The organism is Kitasatospora sp. NPDC096128, from assembly GCF_040303105.1.
In the GTDB taxonomy this organism is placed as follows: domain Bacteria; phylum Actinomycetota; class Actinomycetes; order Streptomycetales; family Streptomycetaceae; genus Kitasatospora.
On record NZ_JBEOSP010000046.1, the window covers coordinates 12,358 to 34,548 of the forward strand.

The following is a 22,191-nucleotide window of genomic DNA, read 5'->3' on the forward strand; positions in this document are numbered from 1 at the left end:
CCGGTCGGCGGTTTCTCTGTTGATTGGAGTAGCCCGGGGACGCGCCTGACTGCGCCAGGTACCCCCGTTCCGCTTGGGCACTCAAGCAGGCTGTCCGCAGCCGTGAGCCCATGCCCTGCGGCCCGCAGCCCGCGGCGCTCCGGCGAGCGCGGTTGCTGCACTGGCCGGTACCTGTCCTGTGCGGCCCTGTCGCCGACGGATGCGATGATCGCCGCCTCCAGCGCGAACGGGCTGGTATCGCAACTCAGGGGTGTTCGGATGAACAACTGGCAGGCGTTGGCGGAGACCGTGGAAGCGCGGCTGGCCGGCATATCCTCGGACGAGCGCGGTGTGTTCGCCGCAGGCGTCGCGGAGCGGCACCTGAGCTGGCACGAGTCGCTGCCCGAGGACCACCAGGCTCCCTTCACCCTCAGCCTGCGACCCCTGCTGGATTCGGTGTGGGCGGGCGTCCTCGGCGACGGGAGCGCGTTTGCGGCCGTGAACCGCGGGGTGGCCGAGTTCATGCTCAGCGAGTACTGCCACAACGACGGCCAGGAAGGACCCCAGGAGGCGGGCGAACCTGCTGCGGAAGCCACGCTGCAGGCCGCGCACACGTACCTGTTCGGGTGTGTCGAGTTCGCGATCGAGGTCAGCCGACGGGCGGTGGATGCCGCTGACCTGCGTGACGACTACTTCGACGAACTCCGGGGGTACGACATCCCGTACACCGATGCGACGCTCGTCGCCGAGGTCCGGCGCCAGCTGCGCGATCTCGACCTGATCGCAAGTCACGCGGACGAACTTGGCGGTGCCTTCAGGAGGGGGCTGGCCCCCGAGATCTCGGCCCGACTCCGTCTTGAGCTGCGGACTCCGCTCTCCAGCCAGGACTGACAGCCAGGTCCGCTGTCGCGTCCGGCGGCACGGCAGTGTGGATCTGGGGTGGACCCGCTTCTACGAGTCGCGCCAGGCAGCGCCGCTGGTTGTGCGTGACGGCGTCGTCATCTGGCCGTCGTAGTACCGGTGGGCTCTCGTGTTCAGCTTTCGCCGGTCCCCGAGGACTCCAGCCTGCTGGTGACCGAGTGTGATCGCCGGCGGCGTATCGGCTCCCGATGTCCGTGAACGGGTCCACCAGGGCCAGCGCCCGATCGAACTCCCCGGCCGCACACAACTCCCGGACCGCCGCCTCCGCACAGTTCCAGTCCCCACGCTCCCGCGCCGCCCGGATCAGCAGTTCCACCTGCCCCAGGTCGAGGAGGGTCCGCACCATCCGCGGGTAGACGCCACCATGGTTGCGCGCCTGCCAAGAAAGATCGTCGATGTTCACCCGGGCACCCTACGAACTGCCACCGACAGCCTCCGCCCAACCGGAGCCGGGGTTACCGACCCCGCTCGGCTCGCGAAACGGTGAGAATCCGACAAGACGGATGAGCCGGAATCCGGTCGGGGGTGAGGCCGGCGGTCACGGCGTCGAGGTCCTGACGGCGGCCCTGGTCAGTCGGCCTGACCGTAGGGGAAGACGGCGCGGACGACGGCACCGACGGGGGCGTTGCCTGCGGTGAAAGTGCCGCCGAGCTCTTCGACGCGCTCGGCCATGGAACGGAGGCCGACCCCTGACGTGGAGGCACCGACGGGGAAGCCGGTGCCGTTGTCGGCGACCTCGACGGTGACCCGGTCGGGGAGGGCGTGCAGGCTGAGCCGCACGGCCGTGGCACCCGCGTGGCGGACCACGTTGTTCAGGGCCTCACCGCTGATCCGGTACACGGCGACCTCGACCGCAGCAGAGAACACGGGCAGCGGGTCCGGGCACAGGTCGAGGGTGACGTCGAGCGACCGGCTCCCGAGGGTGTCCGCGAGCCGACGGAGCGCGTCGGCCAGACCCTTGCCGTCGAGGGGACCGGGACCCAGGCCGTGGGTGATCTGCCGGAGCTCGGTGATCGCGTCGCCGATGCCGACGGAGGCCGCGGTAAGCGAGTCAGCGGCTTCGGAGTCATCGGGCAGGTCGGCACTGGCGGCATCGATCCTCAGGCGCAGGCCGGAGAGGGCGGGGCCGAGACCGTCGTGGAGGTCGTGGCGCAGCCGGCGGCGTTCCTCCTCGCGGGCCTGGACGAGTTGCTCGCGGCTCGCTTGGAGGTCCTCGTACAGGCCGAGCGAGGCGATCGCCGGCGAGGCCTGGTCGGCGAGCAGACGCAGCACCTCGCGGTCCTGTCGGTCCAGCTCGGACTGCCCGGGGCGGGGCGGCACCAGCAGTTCGCCGATCTCGGCGCCCTCGTAGGTGAGCGGGAAACTCACGCCGGTCGGGTCGGGTGCCCCGATTCGGGCCAGCTCGCGCGGCCCGCCGCGGGTCCGGACCCGGACCGCGGCGGCGGGCAGTCCGAGGGCTTGCACCACGGTTCGGCAGAGCAGCGGTGGCGCGTCCGCCGGGTTGACGGCGTGGCTCATCCGCTCCGCCAGCTGCCGGATCAGCTGGTACGGGTGGGCCCGCTCGCCGTAGTAGTAGCGGTCCACGGCGTGCCCCACTGCGTGGGCGGCCGGGCGCAGGAGCGCGCCCAGGACCGCTGCCGTCGCCACCTGCCACCAGCGCGCTTCGGGCCCGGTGTCGGGTAGCAGCCGGTGCGTCAGGTAGGCAGCGAGCAGGGCGCCGACGAACAGCAGCGCGCAGAACACGAACGCGACCAGGTATCGCCGGGTGGCCCGGTCCAGGGAGAATCGGCGGTCGCGCCGGAAGGCGGCGATCGGCACCAGCATCCAGGCGGCCTCGCCCGCCACGATAACCGCGTACGGCAGCCACCTGGGAGAGTCGGTGACGAAGTGCGGGACGGCGGCCAGCGCGGCCCACACCACGTAGGCGGTCATCACCGCCCACAGGTACGGGTGCGCCCCGGGCAGGCGCCACCAGCGGACCGCCGCCACCGTCAGGGTGAGCACCAGGCTCGCGGCGAACAGGTCGAAGGTGTACGGGCTGAGCCACCCGTCCAGCCAGCCGTACAGCGCGGTGTGGTGGAGCGGGTTCGGCAGGCCGTACCACTCGGGCACCCGGGCGGTGTTGGCGAAGGCGAGCAGGACGCTCCACCCGCCCACCAGCACGGTGACCGAGCGCCAGGCTCCACTGGGTAGCCGGGCGTCCGGGAGCCAGAGCGGGAAGCCCACCACCACGAAGGCGTTGGCGATGTCCGCGGCCAGCACCACGACCGCGATGACCCCGACGACCGCCGGCGCTGCCCCGGCCAGCCCGGCTGCCAGTAGCAGCACCATGCGCAGCGACTGCAGGACACCGGCGGCCAGCAATAGTGCCCCCAGGGCCTGGCCGTTCCGGTTGACCACCAGGAACAGGCCGGCGAGCGTGAACGTCAGGCCGACCGCGACCCAGAGGCCGTCGTAGAAGTAGTGCTCGCTGACACCCGCCACGGCGGGGTGGGTGAGCGCGAGGAGCGACCACACCGCCGCGCACAGCAGTGTGGTCCCGGCTGCCGCGAGAGCCGTGGCGACACCGGCACCGCCGACCTTGAACCCTTTCATGCGCCACCACCTGCCTGACCCGTTCCATGCTGCTCGGCCCGTCGTCCCGGCCGCACGGGCCACCGGTCCCCTCTCCCGCCGGGGCGCGGCGGGTGGGCGTACAGCGCTGCGGCCGTCCGCGGCGCCCGCCCTGCAACTGAACGCCACCACCCCCGCTCCGACGGACTCGGCGCGCCGCGAGCACCCTCACGAACGGGCTTCGCAGCCTGCACGCCCGGAGATTGGCTTCGGCCGTGGCTGTTCCTCTCATCGTCTCGGGTCGCAAGCAGTCAGTTCGTATCCATCCCACCCTCGGCTTGCCAATTCAATTACGCATAGCAGCAGTACTGTCGCAATGAGTGGCATTCGGTGCCATGGTCGTGCTTCTGCGCACCCGCGCTCGGGGGAGGAGCAGCCGGACGGGGCCGGGTGGACTCGGCCATGGGCCCGGCGGTCGCGGCCATCCAGGATCGGACGGCATGAGGGCGGCCGTGTTCGACGTCAACCGGGGTTAGGTTCGGAGGCTGTCAGTGGTCGGTTCCGGGAGGCTGCAACCCTTTCGAAAGGCGGCAGGCGTGTTCGGTGGGAGAGTTGCATGAGCGTTGCCCGGGTTGCGGTCGTGACCAGTGATGACGGCGTCGAGTGCGACGTTGATCTCCCGCTGATCGTGGATGCCCTGCGCGCCGGCGGGCTGTCGGCGGAGCCGGTGGTGTGGGACACGGCTGCGGTGCCCTGGGAGCGGTTCGGCCTGGCGGTCATCCGGTCGACCTGGGACTACGTGGAACGGCTAGACGAGTTTCTGACCTGGGCCGATGCCACGGCGGCCGTCACCAGGCTGTGGAACCCCGCGCCGATCGTTCGCTGGAACAGCGACAAGCACTACCTGGCAGGACTCGCCCGGCACGGGGTCGCCGTCACGCCGACGCGGTTCCTCGAACCAGGGACGCAGCTGCAGCTCACCCCGGCAGACTTCGGCGCGGCCGACGGCGTGGTGGTCAAGCCCGCAGTGTCCGCGGGTGCGTTGGACACCGCCCGCTACGAGCCCGGCCAGCACGTGGATGCCGCCCGTCATGCCCGGATGTTGCTGCATCAGAACCGCAGCGTGATGGTCCAGCCGTATCTGCCCCGAGTGGCAGAAGGAGAACGTGCGCTGATCTTTGTCGACGGCACCTTCAGCCATGCGATCCGCAAGGATCCCCTGCTGACAGAGCCCGGCGTGATCGACAACGACCGGGTGCCGCACCTCGGCGTCGCACCGTACCAGCCGATCGAGGCAGAAATCCGTACCGCGTCGGCGGCGCTGGCAGCGGTCCCGTCGCCGAGCGCGCCACTGTTCGCCCGGGTGGATCTGGTACTGAACAACGTCGGGGAACCAGTCGTCCTGGAGCTGGAACTCATCGAACCGAACCTATTTCTTCAGACAAACCCGGAAGGACTGGGACGTTTCTTCGAAGCGGTGGCGGTGCGAGCCGGGGCACAACGCTGATCCTGGAGCATGGATCGCCGTAAAAGAGCGTCGAGTCATGCGGCAGACGTGACCGGGCCGGTTTCTGTTCCCGCGGCCCGGCTGCGGGTGATGGCGGGCCCTGGGGGTGATGGCGGGCCCTGGGGGTGATAGCGCTCCGGAGGAGGTGCGCTTCCTGTTGACTGAACTAACTTGGGAGTTATCCCAGTTCAGGCACTGTATGGAGGATGCTGCCGCCAGCTTCCGGGCATGCCTGAGGATGAGGGTGCCGAGCGTGATCTGTCCGCTTTGGAGCTGCCGCAGTGGGGCCGCTCACGGGAGACCGGTGATCCCTGGGATCCGTACCAACTGATGGGTGCGGTTCGCTTCGAGTGAAGCTGTTGATCAGGCAGTGAGGGTGTAGTTCCGCTGGTTGGGGGTGGGGTGGAGGCGTTCGTGCTCGCGGGCGGCGTGGAGGCGTCAGTAGGGGTCGAGGTCGCCGTTGGAGACGAGCGAGCGAAGTCGCAGGACAGCTTCGGCTCGGTGGAGGCACCGGCGGGCTCCGGTGCTGTCCATTCAGAAGTGATGTCAGGTGCCTTCGGTGATCCCGGCGGCAAGCCGGCGAGCGTCGGCTTGTTCGCGGGCCGAGCACGGCTGACGGTGGCAGCCGCTACATTCTGCGTCATGACCATGGACGAGTGCGTCGAAGCCGCCCGGGACTATCTGCCTGCTGATGCCTTGGAGCACTGGACGGGACTGCTGCGCCGCAGTTGCCGGCTGCGTCCGCTGAGGCCGGGCGAGACTGCGGCTGCCGTGGGCCGACTCGGCGGCAATCCCCGCATGCCGCAGGACACGGCGTGGCCGGAATGGCCCGGCCACGGCCCGCTGACCTTCATTGCCTCCCTTGACTGCGCCGCTCTGCCGACCGATGACATCGACCTGGCCCTGCCGGCGACGGGTACCCTGCTGTTCTTCTACTTCGACGGCCAGCTCGACGACGGGTATGAGGTGGTCACCGCCTTCGATGAGGAGACTCAGCCCGGCGCCCGGGTGTTGTACGTCCCGGAGGGCGTGCCCGTCGTGGAACGCGCCGCGCCCGTGACCGAGGGAACGGGAATCCGGCCCCACGCCGAGCAGGTGCTCGCAGCCGACCTGTTCGTCTCCGCCCCGGCCTATGACGCCTCTGGCGACTACCTGGAGCACGAGGAGGCCTTCTCCGCCCTCGCTCATGATCTGGGCGGCGACTACCCGCACCATCGTGTCGGCGGGTACGCGCTGCCAATGCAGCACACCGTGGAGCTCGAAGTCGCGCACGATGACCATGCGCAGGCCCGCGAGTGGCTGCTCCTGGCTCAGATCGACTCGGACGAGGACGCCGCGATGGTGTGGGGCGACGGTGGCAGGCTCTTCTGGCTCATCAGGCCGCAGGATCTGGCCGAACTACGTTTCGACCGTGCCCGGTTCACCAGTCAGCAGTGCTGATCCGACGCCATGCCGGAGCCGCGGCTCAGCTTGACATCTGAGGTGGGTGCAGTGCTTCTTCCGGGTCGGGGTGACCTGGGAGAACGCTGAACGGGGCTGTGCGGGAGGCCGCTCGTCTCTACCGTGGAGGTGGAGGAGGGCGGCTGATGGGTTCGCTGAAGGACTCCCCAACCACGGCGGCTGCAAGCCCTTGGCCTGCCGCAACGTCGCCCTCACTCCCGAGAACACCGCCGCCTGGCAACGCGAGATCGAGCGCACTACCCGCCGCCTGGCCACCCGCCCGACCCTGCCACCACTCCTGAGGCACCGGCTGGAGGCCCGCCGTACGGAGATCACCGCGTTCCTGCTGGAGAACACCACCACCAGGGAGTCCGCGTGAGTCGCCCCGCCAACGTCCCCGCCGAGGCCCACGTCCGCCGCGTCCTGGACCTGTACATCAACGAGTGCCACGACAACGGCACCCGCCCCGGCGTCCTGGCCCCCCTGGCCGCAGAGTTCGACCTGAGCAACACCACCTTCCGCCGACACTTCCCCGACTTGGCCAAAGAGATCTCCACCGCCCGCACCAACCCGGAACCTCGCGCTGACGCCGTGAAGCGGTCCAGCCCCTACGAGGTCCTCCCCGCGAGGAACGCCAAACTCCGCCGCGCCAACCGCTCGCTGCCCGAGAACCTCCAGTTGGCAGCAGCCCAGATCCAGCGTCTGGCCATGGACAACGCCCGCCTGCGCGAGACGCTGGAAGCCAGCAGCAACGTCACCCGCATCGATCGAACCGATCGCGCGGGACGCTGATGACGGCCAATCGGCTGCAATCTGAGATGTATCGGCGATAACGCAGAGCACGACGAACTACCGTCACCGGTAGAGCCGTTGGCTGCGGCGGCCAGACGCTGGTCCCCTGGGTCGGCGCGGGGGTTTCAGCACCTTGGTCTGAACTCTGGCGAGCAGATCGGTGAAAACCTCCACGTCGCACCTGCTGACCAGTTCCGAGAGACTCCTCCCTATCGCTTCCACGTCCCTGCCGGCCGGGGCCATGTCCATGTGGTCGAGTGCGAAGGTCAGCAGCTTTCGGTGCCGGAAACCGTCCCCCAGCGCCCGGGCGCGGAACAGCTCGGCTCGCAGGCCCTCGGCGTCCAGGACCTCGCACTGCGCTGCAAGGGCGTGGAAGTTGCTGCGTGACCAGCCCACGATGGTCTGGAAGTCGTGCTCACACAAATCGTCGTCGAAGCAGGCCAGGAGAAGGGCAGACCGGGCGGTGGACCAGGCAGTGCCCGAGATCAGGACTCGGTTCGCCCTCCCTCGTCGCAGTCGCACGCCGTCGGCGGCGAACCGGCGAGATTCGGGTCCCGAAGGCCGTGCCGTCGATCTGACGCGACGAAGTTCGTCGAAGAGGGCTCGGCACGTGTCCACCGACGGTTCGCTGTCCGCAGGTGGGCACCGGTGATAGAGGGCGATGAAGAGCGCGCGCTCGATGATGTCCGTCTCGTCCCGGTCCAGGAGGACGCCGCCCGGCAGCAGGTCAGCGGTCATATCTCCCGGATTCGCTGCCTCCACCACGCTGCTGCATGCCATGAACTCACCGACGCGGCCGATGGGTCGGGCAAGGTGCGACCGAGGAACTCCTCATCAAGTCGTGCGACGATCTCGCGCAGCCCTCCCCGCGCTGCGGGTGACAGCCGGCGAAGGGCGTCTTCGAGGGTGCCCCGGGCGTCCGTCGGGTCGCAGCAGGGGCAGTCATCCCAGGGCAGATACAGGTAGCGGCCGGGTTTTTGGAGGAAACTCTCGTATCGGTGCAGAGCCTCAGCAACAGCACCGCGCCCCAGATGCTGGGCCTCGATCTGGTAGATGGCCGCCCGAGTTCGACGGGGAATGCCCGGAATCCGGCGGACGGAACGGGCCGTGCTGCGGGCTGGCCACCGCTGAGCGCGGATGGCGCCGGGCGGCCTACGCGCCATCGGCCTTTCGGGTCTGCGTCATGGGGCCCATCATGCCAGGACTCACGCGGGTAGGGCCACCAGAAAGTGAGGCGTGCTGGGCAGAACCCGGGGCAAGAGCCAACGTGACCGAGCGAGCCGGCTCCAGACACCGCCAGAGACCCAGAAGACCCTGACCATTGGTCAACGGTCAGTCCAGAACTACGTCCACAACCCAGGCCTGGACCTGTTCACACACTCGGCCCCCGCGTTCCGGCTCACCTCGCTCCTCGCACTCAACATCGAACGACGCCACGGTTTCACCCCCGAGAACATCCCCCCAGGAACTACCCGACCAGTGCTTCCGGATCTTCTGGACAGACGCGGACTGCCCGTTCCCGCCTCACTCACGCAGGTTCCGCCGCACGGCCGCGATCCTGCTCGTCGAGACCACCGAAGACATGAACGCCCAACAGGCCGCCGAGTATCTCGGCTCTTGGCCGACGGATACCCGACGAACGGCACCGAGGCCGCATCGACACGCTCGGCCTCGACGAGAACGGCGTACTGGTCATCCTCGATTTTACCGACCGCAGGAGCGCGCAAACCGGCTCTGAACTGTGACGATTCATGGACTACATGTCCGGGACGGGGAGTTGGGTTCGTTGTCGTAGCTCGTCAGGGTGATCTCATGGGACGGCCCGTCCACCGAGACGGTGGACGGGCCGTCCCATGAGTGCCCGGTTTTTCAACCGTCGCACTCAGTCGAGCGCGGCGAACATGCCGGGTTCGTAGGAGCCCCCCTGGTTGTGCAGGATCACGCTCATCCGATTGGCCGCGTTGATCATGGATACCAGGCAGACCAGCGCACCGACCTGGTCGTCGTCGTAGTGCTGGCGTACCTCGGCCCAGGTCTCTTCGGACACGCCCTGGTTGGCGTCGGCGAGCCGGGTGCCCTCCTCGGTGAGCGCCAGAGCGGCGCGCTCGGCCTCGGTGAACACGGTGGTGTGGCGCCAGGCAGCGACCAGGTTCAGCCTCAGCGGCGTTTCCCCGGCGGCCGCGGCCTCCTTGGTGTGGATGTCGATACAGAAGCCGCAGCCGTTGATCTGGCTGGCGCGCAGCTCCACCAGTTCCTGCACGGTCTTCGGCAGCGTCGACTCCCGGAGCGCCAACGAGGCGTTGTAGAACCGTTTGGCGACCTTCGCGGCGGTCGGGCTGTCGAACAGGTTGAATCGGGGTTCCATCGGTCGGTCCTCACTCGTGGTGTCGTGTGCAGCCGCACGGGACGGACACAAGATGCCGATAGCCCGGTCCTTGTGACGACGCGGCAATGTGACATGCACCACGGGCTGCGGGTGTCACAGAGCGGTGGGGACCGGCGTCTGGTGTACGGCACATCCGAGAACGGAACGGCAGGAGCCGGCATTGAGTGAGCACACCACGGACGCCCCCGAGCCGCTCCCTCCGGGCGGCCGCATGGGCTCTGCCACCGAGACGTTCATCGCCCACCGCAACCTGCTCTTCACCGTCGCCTACGAGATGCTCGGCTCGGCCGCCGACGCGGAGGACGTCCTGCAGGAGGCCTGGCTGCGGTGGGTGGGCGTCGACCTCGACACTGTGCGCGACCAGCGTGCCTACCTGGTCCGGATCACCACCCGCCAGGCGCTGAGCCGGCTGCGGACGCTCGCACGCCGCAGGGAGTCCTACGTCGGCCCCTGGCTGCCCGAGCCGCTGCTGACCGCGCCCGACGTGGCCGAGGATGTCGAGCTGGCCGACAGCGTCTCGATGGCGATGCTGCTGGTGCTGGAGACGCTCGCGCCGACCGAGCGGGCGGTGTTCGTGCTGCGCGAGGTGTTCGATCTGGAGTACGACGAGATCGCTGAAGCCGTCGACAAGAGCCCGGCCGCGGTCCGCCAGATCGCCCACCGAGCACGAGCACACGTCGCTGCGCGCCGGCCGCGTGGGGGCATTCCCGCATCCGAGACCCGCCGCGCGCTCGAGGCGTTCCAACGGGCGATCGAAACGGGCGATCTGCAGAACCTGCTCGGCATCCTCGCGCCGGACGTTGCCCTGCTGGGTGACGGCGGCGGAGTCGTGAAGGCCGCGCTGACGCCCGTCGTGGGGGCCGAGCAGGTGGCCCACGTGTTGGGCAGGATCGCTGCCGCGGCATCGCTGCAGCCGGCATCCGTCAACGGCTGCCCGACGCTGGTTATCCGCCTTGACGGCGAGCTCGACACCGTCATGGCGCTGCGCATCGACGACGGTCTCATCACCGGGCTCTACGCAGTGCGCAACCCCGAGAAGCTGTCGCGTATGGATCGGGAGACCGCCCTGCGACGCTGAGTCTTGGGCGCCATGGCATCATCACCCGGCTAACGACCGGACCGAGGGAGAAGACCACATGGAGATCACGCTCGCAGACCGCCTGGCCATCGCAGAGCTGATCTCGTCACACGGGCACTTGGTCGATGATGGTGACCTGGACGGACTGGAGAAGCTGTTCACCGCCGACGTCATCTACGACCTGACCGACTTCGGCCAGGGCCTGCTCGCCGGGGTGGTGGCCATCAGGGAAGCCGCGCTGGCACTCGGCGACGCCAATCCTGTCGCGCACCACGTCACCAACATCGTCATCGCCCCTCCTCAGGACGACCAAGTGTCCGTCCGATCCAAGGGGCTGGGCATCAAAGCAGATGGGACGTGCGGATCTGTGACCTACGACGACGCCGTGGTGCGCACAGACGGCGGCTGGCGGATCTGCTGTCGCAAGGTGTCACCTCGACGCGTTCCCTTGAATGGCGTGACACGACTGGGATGACGCAGTGGCGACGCGAGCCGTGAATGACCCAGGTTGAACTCGTAGTGCTGATAGGACTGCTGACGGTACATGGTCCCTGCGGTATGCCGTAGGGATGAGGTATGCGCAGGCGGGTGGGTACGCGCCCGAGGAGCAGGCGGCGCGTGAACGGTTGAGGCTGGCTGCCGTACGAGCTCTTCACCGAGCTGGTCGGCGGGCCGCCACAACAAGGTCTGCAGCCCGCCGCGCGAGCTTCAACGGGGACATTCTCTCCGGGCTGGACACACAGCGGGCGTGAATTTCGCCATCCTCGGCTTGAAGAAGGCGAGGAAGCGGTGCCAGGCCACGCCCATCGACGGGTTGATGTTTCGCCGAGAGCACGTTGGCGCAAGACCTCGCCTGCTGCCTGCTCGTTGTGAGGCTGCATATCCCGGAGCCTGGCCTACCGAACGGTCCATTGACCAAGGGTTTCCCTGGTCAACGAACCTGATCGAGCGACACTCGTTGAGTGGTCAGGTACCCGCGATCTGGGCTTCGAGGTCCGCGACGCGGCGGTCCTGGAAGCGGGGGTGGAGCGGGCGGCCTTGTGGCGTTCGTCGAAGGACCGGTTGTCGGTAGTGAGCTGGCGGACGCGCTGTTTGAGGGTGGTGTTCTCGGTGGTGATCCGCTGGATGGTCTCCTGGGTCCATTCGGCTTCCAGGTCGATGATCTGGCCGAGGAGTTCGCCGATGCGGGTGCGCTGGGTGAGGATCTCGGCGTGGGCGGCTTTGAGGGCGTCTTCGGCGTTCAGGGCCCGTTCGCGCCAGGTCGCCTCGCGTGCTTCGTCCTGGTCGGTGACCATCCGGGAACGTTTCTCGCCGGCTTCGGCCATCGCGGTGGCGACCGCGGCTCTGGCGTAGTCGGCGAGGTCCGGCTGACCGAGCTGTGTCACAAGGTTGGTTGCACAGGAACAGGGTGCACGTCGCCGGGTCGAAGACATCCACAGCCGGCCAGCACGTCCGTCTCGAACCGCTCCAACTCCTCCGCCGACACCGGTTCCCGGTACTCGCGCAGGTTCCGCACCACCGCCAGCGTCGACAACCCGCGCCTCCTCGCCTTCGACCGGACCGCAGATCGGTCGCACGAGCTGAGAACGCTTCAGGAATCCCGAAGTCACGTCACACTCCGGCAGAGCACTCGAAGGAGGACGAAGCTGCTGGCCACGGCCTCGTGTACTCAGCGGGGCTCAGGAGAACTCGCGGGCTGTCGCACATTGCCGCCCGTTACGCCGCGTTGCGGCCCCTTGTCCGGATCACGCGCCGATCTTGTCGCGCGCCCGGCGCTCTGCGTACGGTCGACGGGCACCCCCTCCCCGGCCCTCCCCTGGGCCGCAAGACCCCACGCGGAGCCGCCACCATGCCGTCCTCCCCCCGACCGCTGCGGAAACTCGGCTTCCTCACCATCGGGCTCTTCGACGAGGCCGACCCGCGCCGAGGCCACGAGTCCACCCTCGACCTGATCACCCTCGGCGAGCAGCTCGGCTTCGACAGCGCCTGGCTGCGCCACCGCCACCTCCAGTACGGGATCTCCTCCCCCGTCGCCGTCCTCGCCGCCGCCACCCAGCGCACCAGCCGGATCCAGCTCGGCACCGCCGTCACGCCGCTCGGCTGGGAGAACCCGCTGCGGCTCGCCGAGGACCTCGCCACCGTCGACCTGCTCTCCGGCGGCCGGCTCAACCCCGGTTTCAGCGTCGGCCCGCCCGTCCACTACGAGCATGTACGCGGTGCGCTCTACCCCGACACCGGGGACCACGAGGACTTCTCCCCCGCCCGCGCCGAGCGCTTCCTCGCCCTGGTCCGGGGCGAGGACGCCTCCGACTTCGCCGGCACCGAGGGCATCGAGGTGTACTCGCGCCGCGTCCAGCCGCACTCCCCCGGCCTCGCCGACCGGCTCTGGTACGGCGCCGGCAGCCTGCGCTCGGCCCGCTGGGCCGGCGAGCAGGGGCTCAACCTGCTGACCAGCAGCGTGGTCAAACCCGAAGCGGGCGGCCCCGCAACGGACTCCGCAGCGGACCCCGCGCTGGACTTCGCCACCATCCAGGCCGAGCAGATCCGCGCCTTCCGGGCCCGGCACCCGGACGGCGAGCGCGCCCGGGTCTCGCAGGGCCTGGTGGTCATCCCCACCGACAGCGCCACCCCTGAGCAGCGTGCCAAGTACCGGGCGTACGCACTCTCCCGCACCCCGCGCACCCTCGCCCCGCAGGGGCCGAACCGGCTGCTCTTCGCCCCCGACCTGGTCGGCGACTCGGCGGAACTCGCCGAACGACTGCACGCCCACGCCGGCTACCGGGAGGTGGACGAGGTCGCCTTCGCGCTGCCGTTCAGCTTCGAGCCCGAGGACTACGTGCAGATCCTCACCGACCTGGCCACCCGGCTCGGCCCCGCCCTGGGCTGGTCGCGCTCGGCGCCCGGGAAGGGCCAGGTCCGGCCTGACGCGCCCTAACGGCTGACCCGTCGGTGCGGCGCTCGGGGGCCGCACCGACGGGTGCCCGGCCGTCCCCTACCGTCGCCGCATGCACCCGACCCGCCCCAGCCTGATCCGCCCGCCCGAGACGCTCCTCGACACGCCCGGCACCCGGCTCAGCCACGGCGGGCTGCTCGACACCCCGGCCGGGCTGTTCACCGTGGTCGCCCTCGAACACCGCCCGGTGCCGCCGGTCGCCAAAGCCCTCCCGCTCTGGCTCGCCTACCTCACCCGGCCCGGCGACTCCCACGCCGTCCTCGCCCTGCCCGGCGTCTTCAACGACCCGGAGTACGGCGTGGAGTTCGTGATCTGCCGGTTCGGTCCGGTGCCCGAGCGCGGCGGGCTGGTGCTGGTCGTCCACCATGCCCTCCTGCCCCGCTCGGCGGCGCTGCACCTCGACGCGCCGGCCGCACCCTCCGCCAGCACCGAGCTGCTCGCCGAGCCGGCGTCGCTGGGCGGCTCCGAGGCGGGGGACGTCCGGGTCTGGCACAGCGGGGCGCTGCGGGTCGGCGGCCTGCTGCACACCCACCTCGAGGCCACCGCCGACCGGCCCGGGCTGCTGACCGGCCCGCTCGGCTGGGAGCTCTCCCCGGACCGGCCGTCCGGCACCCCGCGCCCGCTGGAGGTCGGCGTCGAGCCCGGGGGCGGTTACCGGCACGGCAGCGGCAGCTGGGGCGATCGGCACTCCAGCCTCGACGCCCTGCTCACCGCCTCCGCGACCGAGCAGCGGATCCAGTGGACCTGCCACCCGCTGGGGCTGACCGGAGGTTCCACGATCTCCGGGAGTTGAGCCGCAGCCGGGCCGGACCGGGCCGGTGCTGCGGATGCTCAGACGGCGAATGCTCATGGCGCTTTCTCTGCGGGGCGATCGTGCCGGTCGGCGGGGGTGGGGCCGCGGGGGTGGGGCTACGGGGGTGGGGGCGGAGCTCAGCGGAGCCGATCGATCGGCGCAGAGCACGGATTCGCGTTCTCCGCCGGGCGGGCTCCGGGGCCGTCGGAGGTCTCGGTGGACCGGAGGCGGTCCAGGATGCGGCGGAGTACGGCCTCGTGGGCGGCCCATTCCACCGGCAGGTCCTCGGCCGGGAGCGGTATCGCGGGCACGGGGGATTCCTGTGGTCGAGAGGAAATCGGGCGGGGACGGGAAATTACCGGAGAGCGACCGCGGCTCGCGACGGGCGGCGCTACCAACTCCTGGACGGCGCCCGCACCGCCCTGCCCGGCCGGACCCGGCCGGGCACCCGTCGATCAGATACCGGACGGACTAATCCAAAGTCGACCGGCAGCACAGCGAAAGCGGCATTCTCCGGTGCTACGGTCCTTTTGCACGGAATCACCCACGGATTCCCGGGGCCAAATTTTCTCCCGCGATGGAATGCAATTCCCCGCGATCGATGCGGGTCACGACTCCACCGCTCCGCGATCCGAAAGGCTCTTCCCACATCCGATGGAACTGATCGTCGATGATCAGGCGCCGATCCACGTGTCGAGCCAGGAGGACGGGCTCACCGGTACGGCGCTCGCCGCCCAGGAAGCCGTCCGGCTGGCGCTCGACTGCGAACAACTGGGCTGGGACGGCTACTGGGCGGCCGCCGGCCTCGGTACGACCGGCCACCCGCACGCGCTGACCGCCATGGCCTCCGCCGCCGCCACCATCACCGGATCCATCCGGGTGGGGACCGGCCTGGTGCTGCCGGCGGACGGCGGCCCGGTGCGCGGTGCCGCCGGCTTCATGTCGCTCGCCCACCTGCACCCACGGCGGTCCGACCTGATCGTCACCCCGGACCTCGACGCGCCGCCCGGCCCGCGCTCCCCGGGCCCCCGGATCGCGGCGCTGCTCGCCGCCCTCCGCCACGAGGACGCCCAGACCACCCTGGACACCGCTGATCCGCCGGACCGGACCTCACCGAGGATCTGGCTGGCCGGGCGGCACGCCGAGGACTCCGCCGTCGCGGCGGCCCACGGGCTTCCGTTCTGCCTCAGACTCCCCGCCGATGAGCTGCCCCGCCCCGAAGCGCTCGACCACTACCGGCGGTTCTGCCGGACGGAGGCTGGCCCCGGGGCACCGCGCATCGCGCTGGCGGTGCGGATCGCCTGCGCCGACGACCCCGACGAGGCCGCCGTACTGCGGGCCCTGCTGGCCTGGGCCCAACCTGCGGACCAGCCGACTGAGCAGCCCGCGACCACCGCTCCCCCGCCCTCCGCCCGGCCCCGGACCCTGGTCGGCACCCCGGAGCAGGTCCGGCCGCACCTGGCCCATCTTCTCGACCTGTACCGGCCCGACACCCTGGCCGTCTCCACGCCGTGCCCGGACCACCAGCTGCGCCTTCGCTCGTTCGCGCTCGTCCGGGAGCTCGTCACCGGCCGGCGGCCCACGGCCTGAGCCGCCTCGCGGTGCTGCCGTCCTCGCGCGGGACCTCGATCGGCACGCCGAGTCCGCCCGTGGCGTCGAGCTTGCGGTCGACCATCTTCCTGACGTCGACGCCGGCCGCGGCGGCGAGGACGGGCGTCCTCGTGCCCGAACCGCCGACCTCGGTGACGGTGGCGGTCGGTCCTTCAGGGCAGGACGACCACTTGGCCCGCGTACGACAGGCCGGCGCCGAAGCCCACCAGGAGGGCCAGGCCGCCCGGTTCGACGGCGCCCTCGCTGAGCAGGCGGTCCATGGCGAGCGGCACCGAGGCGGCCGAGGTGTTGCCCGCGTCGGTGACGTCCCGGGCCACCGCGACGTGCGCGGGCAGGCCCAGCGACTTCGCCGCGGCCTCGACGATGCGGACGTTCGCCTGGTGCGGGATGAAGGCGGACAGCTCCGCGGCATCCACTCCGGCCGCCGCCAGGGCCCGACGGCCGATCTGCGGGACGGTCGCCACGGCCCAGCGGAAGACCGCCGGACCGTCCATCCGCAGGGTCGGCCACGCGGCGGGCGCGGGCAGGGCGTCGGACGGTCGGCCGGACCGGCGCAGCACCGTCCAGGGGGACGAGTGGGCGATCGCCGCCGAGGCCGAACCGTCCGCGCCCCACACCACCGGGCCGATGCCGGGGGTGTCCGCGGGGCCGACCACCACCGCGCCGGCGCCGTCGCCGAACAGGAAAGCGGTGCCCCGGTCGGTGGGGTCGACGATGTCGCTCATCCGCTCCGCACCGACCACCACCACATGGCGGCCGTGCCCGGAGCGGACCAGGCCGTCGGCCAGCGCGAGGGCGTGGCAGAACCCGGCGCAGGCCGCGCCCACGTCCACCGCGCCCGCCCCGGCGGCGCCGATCCGGTGCGCCAGGCGGGGCGCGGCGGGCGGCGACTGCTCCAGGTGCGACATGGTCGCCAGGATCACCGCGTCCACCGACTCCGGCGGCACCCCCGCGTGGGCGAGTGCCTTCAGGGACGCCGCCGCGGCCATCTCCACCAGCGTCTCGTCCGGCGCGGCGAAGCGGCGGGTGGCGATGCCGGAGCGCCGCCGGATCCACTCGTCGCTGGAGTCGATGGCCGGGGCCAGTTCGTGGTTGTCCACCACCCGGCTCGGCCGGTACGCGCCGACGCCGAGGATCCGCGCACCGCCGACCGGCGCCGGGGCCCGCAGCACCCCCGTCATCGCCCGGCCTCCACCCGTTCGCGTGGCGCCGCCGCCCCGGCCGTCCCGAACTCGCCGTCCAGGTAACGGCGTCGGGTCTCCCGGCGCTGGACCTTGCCGCTGGAGGTGCGCGGCAGCGAACCGCGGCGCACCAGCACGATCTCGTCCGCCTCCAGCCGCTGGCTGTCGTGCACCGCGCGGCGGATCCGCTCGCGCAGCTGCTCGCCGCCGGCCCGCAGCGTCCGGCCGTCGGCCTCGACCACCAGGACCAGGCGCTCCCGGCTGCCGTCGTCGGCGGAGAACGCAGCCGCGCAGTTCGGGTGCAGGCCCGGGTCGGCGTTCTCGGCGGACAGTTCGATGTCCTGGGGGTAGAAGTTGCGGCCCTGGCGGATCACCACGTCCTTGATCCGGCCGGTGACGAACAGTTCGTCCCGGTGCCGGAAGCCGAGGTCGCCGGTGCGCAGCCAGGTGCGCCGCTCGGTGCGGTCGGCGCGGCGGGCCCGGAAGGTCCGCTCGGACTCCTCCGCCCGGCCGTGGTAGCCGGCGGCGACGCAGGGGCCGCTCACCCAGATCTCGCCGACCTCGCCGTCCGGCCGGGTGACGCGGGTCTCCGGGTCGACGATCCGCAGCAGGCTGTCACCGACCACCCCACCGCAGCCGATGCTCGGTACGACGGCACCGGTGCCGGCCCCGTCCTCGGGCACCTCGACCGCCCGTCCGGCGCGCAGTTCCTCGGCGGACAGCCACAGCACGGTCGGCAGCCGGTCCTCCGGACTGCCGGTGGCCTTCAGGGTGTTCTCGGCCAGGCCGTAGCCCGGGCACATCGCCTCCGGGCGGAAGCCGGCCGGGGCCAGCGCCTCGGTGAAGGACCTGAGCGTCTGCCAGCGCACCGGTTCCGCGCCGTTCGCGGCCACCCGCCAGGAGGACAGGTCCAGGCCGGGCGCGAGCTCGCCCTGCGCCACGGCTCGGGCGCACAGCTCGTACGCGAAGCTCGGCGCCGCGGCGTGGGTGCCGCGGAACCGGGAGATCGCCTCCAGCCAGCGGGCCGGGCGGCGGATGAACGCGTCCGGGGTCATCAGGTAGGAGGGGATGCCCGCCCACAGCGGCAGGACCACGCCGAACAGCATCCCCATGTCGTGGAAGAGCGGGAGCCAGTTCACCACCCGGGCGTCGCCCCGGCACGGCCAGAGCCGGTCGGTCTCGTCCACGTTGCCGCCGAAGTTGGCGTGGGTCACCCGGACCCCCTTCGGCGTGCCCGTCGAGCCCGAGGTGTACTGGAGCAGCGCCAGTTCCTGGGCGCCGATCGGGCGCGGCTGCCAGGCCGCCACCGCCCCGGGCGCCGTCCGCTCGGCCTCGGCGGCGAGGGAGGCCGGGTCGTGCAGGGTCAGCCCGGTCAGGTGGGGCAGTGTGCCGAAACGATCCTCCAGGTCCCGCTTCACCTCCGCCGTGGTGAGCACCACGGTCGTCCCGGCGTCGTCGGCGATCCTGCGCAGCCGTTCCAGGCCGCGGGCGCGCGACGGCACCTGCACCGGTGCCGCCGCCACCCCCGCGTACATGCAGCCCAGCAGGTCCGACACGAAGCCCGGCTCGGACGGGTGCAGCAGCACCACGCTCCGCCCGCCCAGCCCGAGCGCGGCCAGCCGCGCCGCGACCTCCCGCGCCCGGACGTCGAGCTGTCGGTAGGTCAGGGTCTCGGCGATCTCCTCGCCGTTGCGCAGGAACACGTAGGCCGGCTCGTCCGGCTGCTCGGCACTGCGGCGCGCCAGCACCTCGGGAAGGCTGGGCAGCGCGCCGGGCGCGGCGCCGGGAACGGAATCGGTCATGGCAGGCATCCCTCGATATCGCTTGGGGCCGGGCGGGGTCGGACGGAGGCTGGGTCGAACGGGGTCGGGGTCGGACGGCACCTCGGACGGCTCGTCGGACGGCACCTCGGACGGCTCGTCGGACGGCACCTCGGACGGCTCGTCGGTGCGGTTCGGGGCTCAGGCCGCGACCAGGCGCACCGGGAGGCGGGTGAGGCCGTGGAACTGGTAGGAGCGCAACCGCCGGGAGGCCCCGGCCGGCCGGAACTCGGCCACCCGCTCCACCAGCGTGCGGAACATCAACTCGACCTCCAGCAGAGCGAGATGGCGCCCGATGCAGAAGTGCGGGCCACCGCCGCCGAAGCCGAGGTGGGGATTCGGGTCGCGCCCCACGTCGAAGCGGAACGGGTCGTCGAACACCTCCTCGTCGCGGTTGGCCGAGGTCAGGTGCGCCACGACCTTGTCACCCGCCCGGATCAGCCGGCCGCCGATCTCCACATCGGTCACGGCCGTCCGCCGGAACACCTTGGTCGGGGTCTCCCAGCGGACGATCTCCTCCGCCGCGGTGGCCACCAGCGACGGGTCCGCCTTCAGCCGCGCCCACTGCTCCGGGTGCGCCATCAGGGCCTGCACCCCGCCCGCGATCGCGTACCGGGTGGTCTCGTTGCCCGCCACCGCGAGCAGCACGAAGAACGCCTGGAACTCGCTCTCGGTCAACTGGTTGCCCTCCGCGTCGCTGCTGACCAGCCGGGAGACGATGTCACCCACCGGGCAGCCGCGGCGCTCCGCGCCCAGCACCGCCGCGTACTGCGCCATCTCCTGCGCGGCCGCCCGCGCCCCCACCGCGCCGCCCGAGTCCGGGTCGGCCTCCCCGGCCACCCCCTTCGACCAGGCGAACAGCTTGTGCCGCTGTTCCCGGGGCACCCCCATCAGCTCGGCGATCACCACCAACGGCAGCTCGGCGGCGACCAGTTCGACGAAGTCGCCCCCGCCGGCGCGCAGCGCCTCGTCCACGATCCGTTCGCACTCGGCGGCGATCCGGTCGCGGAGCTGCTCCACCATGCGCGGGGTGAACCCGCGGTTGACCAGGCTGCGGACCCGGGCGTGCTGCGGCGCGTCCTGGTTGATCATCATCATCCGCTGCATGCCGATGGCCACCTCGTCGTACTCCATCGGCTGGGCACCGGCCAGCTGAGAGGAGAACAGCTCGGGCTTGCGGGCGATCCAGGACACGTCCGCGTGTCTGGTCACCGCCCAGTGGCCGGCGGACAGTTGGGGGTCGCGCTGGCGGTATGCCGGGGCCTGGCTGCGGAGCACGGCGAAGTCGTGGTGGGGAGGGGTGGGCACGTACTGGTCCGGGTCGAACACGTCGATGCCGGCGGGGACGGCTTGCGGGGTCATCCATGACTCCTCGGACGGCGGCGGAGGACGGAGAACGGGGGCGGGGACCCGGCCTGGCGCGCGGGCGGGGCCGCGGTCAGCCGACCAGGGCGGGCCGGCGCTCCTCGGCCAGCGGGCTCAGGAAGTCCTCGCCGAGCCGGGCCCTGGTCGCCGGGTCGGTGACGCCGAGGCCCGGACGGTCGGCCAGGCAGAGCACGCCCACCTTGCCGGTGTGGCCGTTGGTCTGCACCAGCCGGGCGGCCTCGCCGACCTCCTCCAGCGGGTACACCCGGGACACCACCGGGGCCAGCAGCCCGAGCCGGTAGAGCCGCATCATCTCGTCGGCCTCGCCCAGGTTCATGCCGTGACTGCCGATGATGCGCTTGAGGTTCATCCAGAAGTAGCGGTTGTCGAAGGTGTGCTGGTAGCCGGTGCTGGAGCCGCAGGTGACCACCGTCCCGCCGCGTCGGGCCACGATCACCGAGATCCCGAAGGTCGCCCTTCCGACGTGGTCGAAGACGACGTGGGGGTCCTCGCCGACCTGCTGCCGGATCGCCCGGCCCAGCCGCTTCGCCAGCTCCACCGTCTCGTCGGCGGACTCGGGGGCCCGGCCGATCCCGATCTCCTCCCGGTTGATCACCACGTCGCAGCCGAGCCGGCGCACCAGCTCCGCCTTGCGCTCCGAGTTCACCACGCCGACCGGGATGCCGCCGCCGTTCTTCACCAACTGCACGGCGAAGGCGCCCAGTCCACCACTGGCACCCCAGATCAGCACCACGTCGCCCTGCTTGATCCGGGCCCCGCGGTCACTGACCAGCATCCGGTACGCCGTCCCCCCGCAGAGCGGGATGCTCGCCGTCTCCTCCCAGGTCAGGTGCGGCGGCTTGGCCACCAACTGGCTGGCCCGCACCACCGTGTAGTGCGCCAGCCCGCCGAAGTTGGTCTCGTAGCCCCAGGCCTTCTGGTCCGCACCGAGCATGCCGTCGGCGTGCGTCACCGGGTCCTGGTCGTCCACCACCGCGGTGCTCACCGCGACGTGGTCGCCGACCTTCCAGCGGCGCACCCCGGCACCGGTGCGGACGATCACTCCCGCGGCGTCCGAGCCGATCACCTGGTACGGCTGGTCGTGCCGCGCGGCGTACCCGCCCGCACGGGCGAAGCGCTTGAGCGCGCCGAAGGTCGACACCGGCTCGAAGGTCGCGGACCAGACCGTGTTGTAGTTGACCGAACTGGCCATCACCGCCACCACCACCTCGTCCGGCGCCGGCTCCGGCAGCGGCACCCGGCCGACGTGCAAGGAGCGGCGGACGTCCTTGTCCGCAACACCCCGAAACATCGGGACATCTTCCTGTCGCAAATGCGCGGCGGTGTAATCCTGCGGCAACGCAAGACCCGCCAACTCCTCCGGCGGCGCGCCCCGCAGGACCGCCTCGGTCAGCTCATCCACCTGAATTCCCCTCACCAGCACGGAGTGGTCGTCCGGAACTTCCCAATGGCCGTCTCCGACGCTACGCGCGCACCTTCCGGGCCGGGAACCCCTAACGCTTCGGGCCGCCACCGGGGGGACGAATCCGCAGCTCAAGGCCGGTCCCCTTGGGGCGGACCCCGCCCAGGACCTCCAGCTGAACGGTCATTCCGGCCCGAGAGATAGGGGTGGACCGGAAATCCGACGGGCGCCGATACTTCCAGGACGCGCACCGCTCCGAACGGGCACGCCCCGCAATTCCCGCACCGAACTCGAGGCGGAATCAACGGCGCTCGGCGACAGGATTCCCACCGAATCCCCGGGGTCGGCAGCGATACCGCTCCGCTCCTTTCCGTGCGGCACGCACGGCA

General features: G+C 71.0%; 19 protein-coding genes. 10 read left to right on the forward strand and 9 right to left on the reverse strand.

The features are described 5' to 3' along the window. Positions 1-204 precede the first annotated feature (204 nt). Complete coding sequence (locus ABTY61_RS34615; RefSeq protein WP_350509132.1) at positions 205-870, forward strand: hypothetical protein; 666 nt, start codon at positions 205-207, stop codon at positions 868-870. 600 nt (positions 871-1,470) lie between these two features. Here the strand turns inward: ABTY61_RS34615 and ABTY61_RS34620 are convergent. Next, positions 1,471-3,495, reverse strand: a complete 2,025-nt coding sequence (locus ABTY61_RS34620) for a sensor histidine kinase (protein WP_350509133.1) — start codon at positions 3,493-3,495, stop codon at positions 1,471-1,473. A 574-nt stretch (positions 3,496-4,069) separates the two neighbouring features. Between ABTY61_RS34620 and ABTY61_RS34625 the strand changes: the two genes are divergently transcribed. The 4 genes from ABTY61_RS34625 (at position 4,070) to ABTY61_RS34640 (ending at position 7,192) form a co-directional block, all read left to right on the forward strand. Next, complete coding sequence (locus ABTY61_RS34625; RefSeq protein ID WP_350509134.1) at positions 4,070-4,960, forward strand: ATP-grasp domain-containing protein; 891 nt, start codon at positions 4,070-4,072, stop codon at positions 4,958-4,960. A 648-nt stretch (positions 4,961-5,608) separates the two neighbouring features. Next, positions 5,609-6,400: a YwqG family protein gene (locus tag ABTY61_RS34630; RefSeq protein ID WP_350509160.1), complete on the forward strand. Its 792-nt coding sequence runs from the start codon at positions 5,609-5,611 to the stop codon at positions 6,398-6,400. A gap of 190 nt (positions 6,401-6,590) precedes the next feature. Next, the gene (locus tag ABTY61_RS34635; protein WP_350509135.1) at positions 6,591-6,779 is read left to right on the forward strand and encodes a hypothetical protein; all 189 of its coding nucleotides are present in this window, start codon (positions 6,591-6,593) and stop codon (positions 6,777-6,779) included. Next, on the forward strand, positions 6,776-7,192 hold the full coding sequence (locus ABTY61_RS34640; protein WP_350509136.1) for a hypothetical protein: 417 nt from the start codon (positions 6,776-6,778) through the stop codon (positions 7,190-7,192). The genes ABTY61_RS34635 and ABTY61_RS34640 overlap by 4 nt, the downstream gene beginning before the upstream one ends. 63 nt (positions 7,193-7,255) lie before the next feature. Here ABTY61_RS34640 and ABTY61_RS34645 read toward each other — a convergent pair whose 3' ends face one another. Together ABTY61_RS34645 and ABTY61_RS34650 are read right to left on the reverse strand one after the other, a co-directional pair. Further along, positions 7,256-7,930, reverse strand: coding sequence for a hypothetical protein (locus ABTY61_RS34645; protein ID WP_350509137.1), 675 nt, complete (start codon positions 7,928-7,930; stop codon positions 7,256-7,258). A gap of 1,144 nt (positions 7,931-9,074) precedes the next feature. Next, positions 9,075-9,557 (reverse strand): carboxymuconolactone decarboxylase family protein, encoded by a 483-nt coding sequence (locus ABTY61_RS34650; protein ID WP_350509138.1) that lies wholly within the window; start codon positions 9,555-9,557, stop codon positions 9,075-9,077. 232 nt (positions 9,558-9,789) lie between these two features. Here ABTY61_RS34650 and ABTY61_RS34655 point away from each other — a divergent pair, with 232 nt between their 5' ends. Next, positions 9,790-10,656 (forward strand): RNA polymerase sigma-70 factor, encoded by an 867-nt coding sequence (locus ABTY61_RS34655; protein WP_350509161.1) that lies wholly within the window; start codon positions 9,790-9,792, stop codon positions 10,654-10,656. A 58-nt stretch (positions 10,657-10,714) separates the two neighbouring features. Further along, complete coding sequence (locus ABTY61_RS34660) at positions 10,715-11,131, forward strand: nuclear transport factor 2 family protein (RefSeq protein WP_350509139.1); 417 nt, start codon at positions 10,715-10,717, stop codon at positions 11,129-11,131. Between the two features lie 421 nt (positions 11,132-11,552). Here the strand turns inward: ABTY61_RS34660 and ABTY61_RS34665 are convergent, their stop codons facing one another. Next, the gene (locus tag ABTY61_RS34665; RefSeq protein ID WP_350509140.1) at positions 11,553-12,041 is read right to left on the reverse strand and encodes a hypothetical protein; all 489 of its coding nucleotides are present in this window, start codon (positions 12,039-12,041) and stop codon (positions 11,553-11,555) included. A gap of 464 nt (positions 12,042-12,505) precedes the next feature. On the opposite strand from ABTY61_RS34665, the gene ABTY61_RS34670 reads away from it, so the two are divergent. Continuing rightward, positions 12,506-13,591 (forward strand): LLM class flavin-dependent oxidoreductase, encoded by a 1,086-nt coding sequence (locus ABTY61_RS34670; RefSeq protein WP_350509141.1) that lies wholly within the window; start codon positions 12,506-12,508, stop codon positions 13,589-13,591. 70 nt (positions 13,592-13,661) lie between these two features. Then, a complete protein-coding gene (locus tag ABTY61_RS34675) occupies positions 13,662-14,402 on the forward strand; it encodes a hypothetical protein (RefSeq protein WP_350509142.1) in 741 nt (246 codons plus the stop codon). A 137-nt stretch (positions 14,403-14,539) separates the two neighbouring features. Here the strand turns inward: ABTY61_RS34675 and ABTY61_RS34680 are convergent, their stop codons facing one another. Next, on the reverse strand, positions 14,540-14,713 hold the full coding sequence (locus tag ABTY61_RS34680; RefSeq protein ID WP_350509143.1) for a hypothetical protein: 174 nt from the start codon (positions 14,711-14,713) through the stop codon (positions 14,540-14,542). A 343-nt stretch (positions 14,714-15,056) separates the two neighbouring features. On the opposite strand from ABTY61_RS34680, the gene ABTY61_RS34685 reads away from it, so the two are divergent. Then, on the forward strand, positions 15,057-15,992 hold the full coding sequence (locus ABTY61_RS34685) for an LLM class flavin-dependent oxidoreductase (protein ID WP_350509144.1): 936 nt from the start codon (positions 15,057-15,059) through the stop codon (positions 15,990-15,992). Between the two features lie 173 nt (positions 15,993-16,165). On the opposite strand, the gene ABTY61_RS34690 is transcribed toward ABTY61_RS34685, so the two are convergent. The 4 genes from ABTY61_RS34690 to ccrA all read right to left on the reverse strand — a co-directional run bounded on the left by ABTY61_RS34690 (position 16,166) and on the right by ccrA (position 21,802). After that, on the reverse strand, positions 16,166-17,194 hold the full coding sequence (locus ABTY61_RS34690) for a beta-ketoacyl-ACP synthase III (protein WP_350509145.1): 1,029 nt from the start codon (positions 17,192-17,194) through the stop codon (positions 16,166-16,168). Next, a complete protein-coding gene (locus tag ABTY61_RS34695) occupies positions 17,191-18,996 on the reverse strand; it encodes a fatty acyl-AMP ligase (RefSeq protein ID WP_350509146.1) in 1,806 nt (601 codons plus the stop codon). Before ABTY61_RS34695 ends, ABTY61_RS34690 begins: the two co-directional genes overlap by 4 nt. A gap of 159 nt (positions 18,997-19,155) precedes the next feature. Beyond that, entirely contained in the window at positions 19,156-20,376 is a 1,221-nt protein-coding gene (locus tag ABTY61_RS34700) for a cytochrome P450 (protein WP_350509147.1), read from the reverse strand. Positions 20,377-20,452: 76 nt separating this feature from the next. Beyond that, positions 20,453-21,802: a crotonyl-CoA carboxylase/reductase gene (gene ccrA / locus ABTY61_RS34705; protein WP_350509148.1), complete on the reverse strand. Its 1,350-nt coding sequence runs from the start codon at positions 21,800-21,802 to the stop codon at positions 20,453-20,455. Positions 21,803-22,191 lie beyond the last annotated feature (389 nt).

What these genes read in the sequence shown, in the direction of transcription:
- ABTY61_RS34615 (WP_350509132.1), top strand. Translation starts at nt 205, where the DNA reads ATGATCGCCGCCTCCAGCGCGAACGGGCTGGTATCGCAACTCAGGGGT.
- ABTY61_RS34620 (WP_350509133.1), bottom strand. Translation starts at nt 3,495, where the DNA reads ATGAAAGGGTTCAAGGTCGGCGGTGCCGGTGTCGCCACGGCTCTCGCG.
- ABTY61_RS34625 (WP_350509134.1), top strand. Translation starts at nt 4,070, where the DNA reads ATGAGCGTTGCCCGGGTTGCGGTCGTGACCAGTGATGACGGCGTCGAG.
- ABTY61_RS34630 (WP_350509160.1), top strand. Translation starts at nt 5,609, where the DNA reads ATGGACGAGTGCGTCGAAGCCGCCCGGGACTATCTGCCTGCTGATGCC.
- ABTY61_RS34645 (WP_350509137.1), bottom strand. Translation starts at nt 7,930, where the DNA reads ATGACCGCTGACCTGCTGCCGGGCGGCGTCCTCCTGGACCGGGACGAG.
- ABTY61_RS34650 (WP_350509138.1), bottom strand. Translation starts at nt 9,557, where the DNA reads ATGGAACCCCGATTCAACCTGTTCGACAGCCCGACCGCCGCGAAGGTC.
- ABTY61_RS34655 (WP_350509161.1), top strand. Translation starts at nt 9,790, where the DNA reads ATGGGCTCTGCCACCGAGACGTTCATCGCCCACCGCAACCTGCTCTTC.
- ABTY61_RS34660 (WP_350509139.1), top strand. Translation starts at nt 10,715, where the DNA reads ATGGAGATCACGCTCGCAGACCGCCTGGCCATCGCAGAGCTGATCTCG.
- ABTY61_RS34670 (WP_350509141.1), top strand. Translation starts at nt 12,506, where the DNA reads ATGCCGTCCTCCCCCCGACCGCTGCGGAAACTCGGCTTCCTCACCATC.
- ABTY61_RS34675 (WP_350509142.1), top strand. Translation starts at nt 13,662, where the DNA reads ATGCACCCGACCCGCCCCAGCCTGATCCGCCCGCCCGAGACGCTCCTC.
- ABTY61_RS34685 (WP_350509144.1), top strand. Translation starts at nt 15,057, where the DNA reads ATGGAACTGATCGTCGATGATCAGGCGCCGATCCACGTGTCGAGCCAG.
- ABTY61_RS34690 (WP_350509145.1), bottom strand. Translation starts at nt 17,194, where the DNA reads ATGACGGGGGTGCTGCGGGCCCCGGCGCCGGTCGGCGGTGCGCGGATC.
- ABTY61_RS34695 (WP_350509146.1), bottom strand. Translation starts at nt 18,996, where the DNA reads ATGACCGATTCCGTTCCCGGCGCCGCGCCCGGCGCGCTGCCCAGCCTT.
- ABTY61_RS34700 (WP_350509147.1), bottom strand. Translation starts at nt 20,376, where the DNA reads ATGACCCCGCAAGCCGTCCCCGCCGGCATCGACGTGTTCGACCCGGAC.